Genomic DNA, 5,996 nt, shown 5'->3' with positions numbered 1-5,996 from the left:
CGAGGCCTTCCAGCACCAGATCCGGGTGCAGGTCGCCGGCAGGCAGGCGCGGTGCGAGGGCCGCCGCCCCGCCGCCGTGCAGCACCAGCCGCGGAGTTTCGCCGAGCAAACGCGCGGCGGACGCGAGGCTTTGTTCGACCAGCCCGATGGCGGCGCCCTGGCACCCCGATGCCAGCGCATCGTCGGTGTCGTCGGCGAGCGCGTGGTACGTACCACCGACCGGCGCCAGCTGCGGCACGCGGTCGTGCAGGGCCTCGCGCATCAGGTCCGGCGATGGCGCGATGCGACCCCCGCGATGGCGACCGTCGGCATCCACCAGGTCGATCGTGATCGCAGTGCCGACCCCGCAGACCAGCACCGCGCCGGACCCGGCGGCGCAGGCCCCGAGCATCGCCAGGAAGCGGTCGACGCCGAGCCGCGACGGGTCGGCGTACGCGNCGGCGATGGCGCGATGCGACCCCCGCGATGGCGACCGTCGGCATCCACCAGGTCGATCGTGATCGCAGTGCCGACCCCGCAGACCAGCACCGCGCCGGACCCGGCGGCGCAGGCCCCGAGCATCGCCAGGAAGCGGTCGACGCCGAGCCGCGACGGGTCGGCGTACGCGACCCGCAGACCGTCCCACCGGCTGGTCGTGGTTGCCAGCGAGATCCGCCGCGCACGCCGCGTCAGGGCGTCCAGCAGCGCGACCCGCAGCGGTTCGCCGGCGACGCTGGCCACGGTCGCGGTGCCGATCGAAGCCGGCAGTCGGCGCTCTATCTCGGCGCCCAGGTCCGTGCCGCGATGGGTGATCGCCAGCACCGGGCCGAGCCGGCCGTCGTCGTCGACTGGCGCCGCCTTCAGGCGCGTGTTGCCGAGGTCGAACACCCAGCCGCTCATGTCCGGTCCGTCCGGCGCACACTGACCTCGCCGGCGTGGAAGCCGCGCTCACTGCCGTCGTCCAGCCGCAACCGCAGCGCGCCGTCTTCGGCCAGCCCGAGCACGACGCCGGACCACCGCTCCTGCGGGCCGATGACATCGACCTGGCATCCGGCAAGCGCGTCCAGCGCCTGGTAGCGCGGCAGGAACGGCGCCAGCCCGACCGCGTCGAACTCGTCCAGGGCTTCGACCCAGTGTTCGATCACCGCGGCCGCGAGTGCGTTGCGCGACGGCAGCGGCGGCGAACCGTCCAATGACAGGCCGCACAGGTCGCACCACGGCTGGTCGATCCGTGAGGCGAACGCGTCGGGCATGCGCACGTTGAGGCCCAGCCCGATCACCGCCCGCACCGGCCCGGCATGTTCGCCACCGCCTTCGACCAGCAGGCCGCCGAGCTTGCGCATGCCGTCGCCACCGGGCACCACGATGTCGTTGGGCCACTTGAGCCGCGCACCGTCGAAACCAAGCCCATGGAGCGCCTCGACCGTTGCGATGCCGGCCACGAGGCTCAGCCCGCCCAGCCGTGAGAGGCCGCCGGCGAAACCGCGGGACAGCGACAGGTACAGGTGCGCGGCCAGCGGCGATGCCCATTCGCGTCCGCGGCGGCCGCGCCCACCGGTCTGCCGTTCGGCCAGCAGTACCGTCGCGGTGCCGCCGGCGCCTTCGGCAAGGGGGCGCCGCAGAAGCTCGCTGTTGGTGGAATCGATCGTCCACGCGACCTCGACCGCCGCGGTGCGCGCACGGACCGTCGGCGGCAGGTGCGCGGCGATCGCGTCGGTGTCGAGCAGGTCGAACGGCTGTGCCAGCGCATAGCCGCGCCCGGCCTGGGCCTCGATCGGCACGCCGGCCTCGCGCAGTGCCTCGACCCGCTTCCAGATGGAGGCGCGGGTCTGGCCGGTCTCGCGGGCCAGGGTGTCGCCGGACACGGGACCTTCGATCAGGCGCGCGAGCAGGGTGCGCTCATCCATGGGCGGGGGTTCCGACAGCGCGGCAGGAGGGGCGGATAACAGGCATGGGGCGATTATGCCGGGCCGCCAAGGCCCGGTTGTCGCTGTCCCGCAGCACCCGGCCACCCGCTGCCGGATTTCGCGTTATAGTCGCCAACTGACCGGATTCCGGCCCGAGGCTTGCCATGCTGCGACTCTGCATCTGCCTGGTGTTCATTGCGCTCAGCGCCGGCGTCGCCGCCCGCGAGATCAAGATGAGTTCGCCCAACAGCGGTGCCTGCAAGGACGCCGCGGTCGTCGCGAAGGGCGATCCCGCCGCGGTGCCCGCCCGCGCCGAGGCGCGCGAAACCCGGATCAAGCCGAGCATCCACAGCGACACCGCCACCCGGGTGAGTTCGCCGCGCTGGCACAGCTTCCTGCCCGGCATGTTCCGCTGAGCCGCGCGGCCCGGTTTGCTCGACCTGCTCCGGCGCTGGTGGCGCCCGCCACCGACCCCCATTCCCCTTCCCCTGTGGCGCGACATTCGCGCGGCACTGCCGTGGGCGGCCGCACTCGACCCGGCCCGTGACGCGCGGCTGCAATCGCTGGCCGCCCGCTTCCTGCACGACAAGGCGATCACCCCGGTCGGCGACCTCGCGCTCGACCCGCTCCAGCGCGGCATGCTCGCCGCCGCGTGTTGCCTGCCCCTGCTGGAGTTCGGCGAGGAAGGCCTGCACGGCTGGTCCCAGCTGATCGTCTATCCCGACGCGTTCCGGGTGCAGCGCAGCCATGTCGATGCCGCGGGCGTATTGCACGAAGGGCACGACGAGCTGATCGGCGAGGCCTGGGAGGCGGGTCCGGTGGTGTTGTCCTGGGCCGACGTGCAGGCCGACTGCGACGAACCGCGCGCCGGCTTCTGCGTCGCCGCCCACGAGATCGCCCACAAGCTCGACAGCCTCGACGGCGTGCTCGATGGCACCCCGCCCCTGCCGCGGCCCTGGCAGCGGACGTGGGCGCGTGATTTCCAGCGCGCGTTCGACGGATTCGTCGCCCAGGTCGAGGCGGGAACCCCGACCGTGATCGACAGCTACGCGGCCGAGGCGCCCGAGGAGTTCTTCGCGGTGGCCACCGAGTACCACTTCAGCGATCCCGCCACGCTGCGTGCTGCGCTGCCGGACGTGGCGGCCCACCTGGAGCGGCTGTACGGCCCACCGCCATTCGCGTAACCGGCGCCTACAACCGCGGCGGCAACTGTACCTCGAAGCGTGCACCCCCAAGCTCGTCCGACTTGCGCACATCGAGCGTGCCGCGGTAGCCGTGGACCAGGTCCTGCACGATCGACAGGCCGATGCCGTGGCCCTGCACGCGCTCGTCGCCGCGCACGCCGCGCTGCAGCACCAGCGCGACCTTCTCCGGCGGGATGCCGGGGCCGTCGTCATCGACCGCGATCATCAGGCCGGGGCGCCGGTTGGGCGCGGTCTCGCCGGGCTTGACGGTCAGCAGCACGCGCGACTTCGCCCACTTGAAGGCGTTCTCCAGCAGGTTGCCAAGCAGCTCCTGCAGGTCGCCAGGCTCGCCCAGGAACTGCACGCCCTCGGCGACGTCGAACTCGCACAGCACGCCTTTGCCGGCGTACACCTTTTCCAGGCTGCGCACGAGCTCCTCGGCGTGCGGCTCGACGTCGACCGGCGCGGCGAACAGCGTGTGGCCACCCGACGCCGCGCGGGCCAGCTGGTATGACACGAGGTCGTTCATGCGCCGCAGCTGGGCGTCGACCTCCTCGCGCAGCTCGGCCTCCGGCGCGTTGTCATCCAACCGTGCGCGCAGCACCGCCAGCGGCGTCTTCAGGCTGTGGGCGAGGTCGGCCAGCGTGTTGCGTTGCTGGTCGAGGTTCTGCCGCTCGCTTTCGATGAAGGCGTTGATGCTTTCGGCCAGCGGTTCGAGTTCGCGCGGGTGGCGCTCGCTCATGCGCGAGGCCAGGCCGCGCTGGACGCGCTTGAGCTCGGTGATGACCCGGCGCAGCGGCAGCAGGCTCCAGCGCAGGATCACCGCCTGCAACAGCAGCAGGATCAGCCCCGCGCCACCCAGGTAACGCCACAGCGCCGCGCGGAATACCTCGACCTGCCGGCTCAGCGCGGTGGTGTCCTCGAGGATGTAGACGGTGTACGGCACTTCGGCGGTGGGGTCGTCGCCACTGGCATAGACCAGGCCGCGGCCGTAGCGGTACACCTCGCCGATCTCGCCGCTGATCTCGGTGATCGGCAACTGGCGCTCGAACACCTCCTCGCGCGCGCCGAGCATGTCCGCCGGCGGCAGCATCGGGCCGACCGACGAGGCCGAGTCCCAGTGCTGGCCGTCGGCGAGCACGACCTCGGCATACAGGCCGCTGCCGGGACGGTCGAACCGCGGGTCGGGCGAGGTGTAGGGCGGGATGAAGGTGCCGTCGCGCGCAAACTCGCTGTCGGCATAGGCCAGCGCGTAGCTGCGCAGCCGCTGGCGGAGGTTGCTTTCGGCCGTGTCCAGGAACGCGCGGTCCAGCGCGTAGCCGGCCAGCGCGAGGAACGCCACCAGGCCCAGGCTGGCGCCCAGCAGCTGGCGCGCCTGCAACGAACGCGGCCGGCCCCAGCTCATCGCACGGGGCCGGCCGGAGCCGGTATCGGGTTGGATGCTGCGCGGGCGCAGGGGACGGTCATCGGCATGCGCGGCACGTTACAAGGCCGCCGGCGCCGATGCGAGCGCCCGGCACCACGCGCGCGGTTACTCGCCGCTGCGCGGAATCGCGAAGCGATAGCCGCGGCCGCGGACGGTCTCGATCGGCTTGAGCGCACCATCGGGGTCGAGCTTCTTGCGCAACCGGCCGATGAAGACCTCGAGCACGTTGGAGTCGCGATCGAAATCCTGCTGGTAGATGTGCTCGGTCAAGTCGGCCTTCGAGACCAGCTCACCGGCGTGCATCATCAGGTACTCGAGCACCTTGTACTCGTAGCTGGTCAGGTCGACGTTGCTGCCGTTGACGCTGACGGTCTGCGCGGCGAGGTCGAGCGTGACCGGACCGCACTCCAGGGTCGGCTTGCTCCAGCCGGCGGCGCGGCGGACCAGCGCATTGAGCCGTGCCAGCAGTTCCTCGACGTGGAAGGGTTTGACCAGGTAGTCGTCGGCGCCCTGCTTGAGGCCCTCGACCTTGTCCTGCCAACTCGAGCGCGCGGTCAGGATCAGCACCGGGAACTTCTTGCCTTCCTCGCGCAGCGCCTTGACCAGCTCCATGCCCGACATCTTCGGCAGGCCGAGGTCGATGATGCCCAGGTCGAACGGCACCTCGCGGCCCATGTACAGGCCTTCCTCGCCGTCCTGCGCCGCGTCGACGGCGAAACCTTCGCGCTTCAGGCGGGCGGCCAGGGTCTCGCGCAGCGGGGCTTCGTCTTCAACCAGCAGGATGCGCATGGGTACTCCTTGTACGGGTCGGTCGGCGCCGCTGAACAGGGGCCGTTGGCTGGATCGTGGACGTTCAGTTGTCGTCGCCGCGTGTACGGGACGGCTGTGGCGCCGGCCGTCCGCGCGGGTCATCGACGTATACCCTGACCCGGCCGTTGGCGTCGACCACCTTGATGCGGTTGATGTCGCGGCCGTCGTAGGGAACCCGCTCGGCGCTGAGGACCTGGCCGCCGGTGCGGCGCTCGACCCGGCGCACGGCGGCCGACAGCGCGGTGTGGTCGGCGTCGCGCTCGTGGCCGTGGCCCTGGTGGTCACGACCGGCCCGGCGCTCGGCGAGCTCGCGGTTGGACTCGCGCGAGTTGTCGCGGGTGCGCTGGGCCAGGGCGTCACTGGCCGAGACGGTGGTCAGCAGCAGCAAGACGACGATGGTGGCGCTACGGATCGACATGGACACTCCGGGTGCCGCGAGGGTGCGCGGGACGGGCCGTTGAAGAGGATGACGGCCATTCTTGGAAGCAGGCGGTGAATCCGATCTGAACTTTTTCTTCACACCGTGGTCGCGGTTCAGGCCCGGCCACGTTACCCGTTGCGGGTGCTTCAGTAGACCTCCCCGATGCAGCAGCGCAGCGAGCCGCCGCCGGCTTCGATCGCGTCGATGCCAACGGTGTGCAGCGCGAACCCGGCGGCCGCGAGCGCCTCGCGCGTCGCCGGCGCCAGCGC

At 71.5% G+C, this 5,996-nt stretch carries 5 protein-coding genes and 2 pseudogenes; 2 read left to right on the top strand and 5 right to left on the bottom strand.

Going from position 1 to position 5,996, the window contains the following annotated elements; translation table 11 throughout:
• A pseudogene (locus ACKVMH_RS12340) lies at window positions 1-879 on the bottom strand (type III pantothenate kinase); the annotation flags it as partial.
• Window positions 876-1,886 carry a bifunctional biotin--[acetyl-CoA-carboxylase] ligase/biotin operon repressor BirA gene (gene birA, locus ACKVMH_RS12335; RefSeq protein ID WP_412700520.1) on the bottom strand — a complete coding sequence of 337 codons (1,011 nt, stop codon included), beginning with the start codon at window positions 1,884-1,886 and terminating at the stop codon, window positions 876-878. The gene birA and the pseudogene ACKVMH_RS12340, both read right to left, overlap by 4 nt.
• Before the next feature lie 164 nt (window positions 1,887-2,050).
• On the opposite strand from birA, the gene ACKVMH_RS12330 reads away from it, so the two are divergent.
• Together ACKVMH_RS12330 and ACKVMH_RS12325 are read left to right on the top strand one after the other, a co-directional pair.
• Complete coding sequence (locus tag ACKVMH_RS12330) at window positions 2,051-2,302, top strand: hypothetical protein (protein WP_412700521.1); 252 nt, start codon at window positions 2,051-2,053, stop codon at window positions 2,300-2,302.
• A pseudogene (locus tag ACKVMH_RS12325) lies at window positions 2,299-3,070 on the top strand (M90 family metallopeptidase). The gene ACKVMH_RS12330 and the pseudogene ACKVMH_RS12325 overlap by 4 nt, the downstream one beginning before the upstream one ends.
• Window positions 3,071-3,077: 7 nt before the next feature.
• On the opposite strand, the gene ACKVMH_RS12320 reads toward ACKVMH_RS12325, so the two are convergent.
• The 3 genes from ACKVMH_RS12320 to ACKVMH_RS12310 form a co-directional block, all read right to left on the bottom strand.
• Window positions 3,078-4,475, bottom strand: a complete 1,398-nt coding sequence (locus tag ACKVMH_RS12320) for an ATP-binding protein (RefSeq protein WP_412700519.1) — start codon at window positions 4,473-4,475, stop codon at window positions 3,078-3,080.
• Window positions 4,476-4,601: 126 nt separating this feature from the next.
• On the bottom strand, window positions 4,602-5,285 hold the full coding sequence (locus tag ACKVMH_RS12315) for a response regulator transcription factor (RefSeq protein ID WP_215218864.1): 684 nt from the start codon (window positions 5,283-5,285) through the stop codon (window positions 4,602-4,604).
• Between the two features lie 64 nt (window positions 5,286-5,349).
• A complete protein-coding gene (locus ACKVMH_RS12310) occupies window positions 5,350-5,724 on the bottom strand; it encodes a PepSY domain-containing protein (RefSeq protein ID WP_251370592.1) in 375 nt (124 codons plus the stop codon).
• Between the last annotated feature and the right edge of the window lie 272 nt (window positions 5,725-5,996).

It is taken from the genome of Lysobacter zhanggongensis, assembly GCF_046638635.1.
Lineage (GTDB): Bacteria > Pseudomonadota > Gammaproteobacteria > Xanthomonadales > Xanthomonadaceae > Novilysobacter > Novilysobacter luteus.
Note: the sequence above shows the minus strand (reverse complement) of the source record. Positions and strands in the feature narration are given on the sequence as shown.

Excerpts from the sequence above, each read along its gene's own strand:
- birA (WP_412700520.1), bottom strand. The coding sequence starts at position 1,886 with ATGGATGAGCGCACCCTGCTCGCGCGCCTGATCGAAGGTCCCGTGTCC.
- ACKVMH_RS12330 (WP_412700521.1), top strand. The coding sequence starts at position 2,051 with ATGCTGCGACTCTGCATCTGCCTGGTGTTCATTGCGCTCAGCGCCGGC.
- ACKVMH_RS12320 (WP_412700519.1), bottom strand. The coding sequence starts at position 4,475 with ATGAGCTGGGGCCGGCCGCGTTCGTTGCAGGCGCGCCAGCTGCTGGGC.
- ACKVMH_RS12315 (WP_215218864.1), bottom strand. The coding sequence starts at position 5,285 with ATGCGCATCCTGCTGGTTGAAGACGAAGCCCCGCTGCGCGAGACCCTG.
- ACKVMH_RS12310 (WP_251370592.1), bottom strand. The coding sequence starts at position 5,724 with ATGTCGATCCGTAGCGCCACCATCGTCGTCTTGCTGCTGCTGACCACC.